At 56.3% G+C, this 1,197-nt stretch carries 1 rRNA gene (only partly in view); it reads left to right on the forward strand.

Annotated elements, in window-relative coordinates:
• Positions 1–1,175, forward strand: a 23S ribosomal RNA gene (locus ACH4K1_RS32185) (it extends 2,130 nt beyond the left edge of the window).
• Positions 1,176–1,197 lie beyond the last annotated feature (22 nt).

Below are 1,197 nucleotides of genomic sequence, written 5' to 3' on the forward strand. Positions count from 1 at the left end.
CTTGAGCTGGGGGTGGCCGCAGAGACCAGCGAGAAGCGACTGTTTACTAAAAACACAGGTCCGTGCGAAGCCGTAAGGCGATGTATACGGACTGACGCCTGCCCGGTGCTGGAACGTTAAGGGGACCGGTTAGCTGCCTTTCGGGGCGGCGAAGCTGAGAACTTAAGCGCCAGTAAACGGCGGTGGTAACTATAACCATCCTAAGGTAGCGAAATTCCTTGTCGGGTAAGTTCCGACCTGCACGAATGGCGTAACGACTTCTCGACTGTCTCAACCATAGGCCCGGTGAAATTGCACTACGAGTAAAGATGCTCGTTTCGCGCAGCAGGACGGAAAGACCCCGGGACCTTTACTATAGTTTGATATTGGTGTTCGGTTCGGCTTGTGTAGGATAGGTGGGAGACTGTGAAGCGGCCACGCCAGTGGTTGTGGAGTCGCCGTTGAAATACCACTCTGGTCGTGCTGGATGTCTAACCTGGGTCCGTGATCCGGATCAGGGACAGTGTCTGATGGGTAGTTTAACTGGGGCGGTTGCCTCCTAAAGAGTAACGGAGGCGCCCAAAGGTTCCCTCAGCCTGGTTGGCAATCAGGTGTTGAGTGTAAGTGCACAAGGGAGCTTGACTGTGAGACCGACGGGTCGAGCAGGGACGAAAGTCGGGACTAGTGATCCGGCAGTGGCTTGTGGAAGCGCTGTCGCTCAACGGATAAAAGGTACCCCGGGGATAACAGGCTGATCTTCCCCAAGAGTCCATATCGACGGGATGGTTTGGCACCTCGATGTCGGCTCGTCGCATCCTGGGGCTGGAGTCGGTCCCAAGGGTTGGGCTGTTCGCCCATTAAAGCGGTACGCGAGCTGGGTTTAGAACGTCGTGAGACAGTTCGGTCCCTATCCGCTGCGCGCGTAGGAATATTGAGAAGGGCTGTCCCTAGTACGAGAGGACCGGGACGGACGAACCTCTGGTGTGCCAGTTGTCCTGCCAAGGGCATGGCTGGTTGGCTACGTTCGGAAAGGATAACCGCTGAAAGCATCTAAGCGGGAAGCCTGCTTCGAGATGAGTATTCCCACCCTCTTGAGGGGTTAAGGCTCCCAGTAGACGACTGGGTTGATAGGCCAGATGTGGAAGCCCGGTAACGGGTGGAGCTGACTGGTACTAATAGGCCGAGGGCTTGTCCTCAGTTGCTCGCGTCCACTGTGTT

This window comes from Streptomyces sp. NPDC017448, assembly GCF_044330565.1.
Taxonomy (GTDB): Bacteria; Actinomycetota; Actinomycetes; order Streptomycetales; family Streptomycetaceae; genus Streptomyces.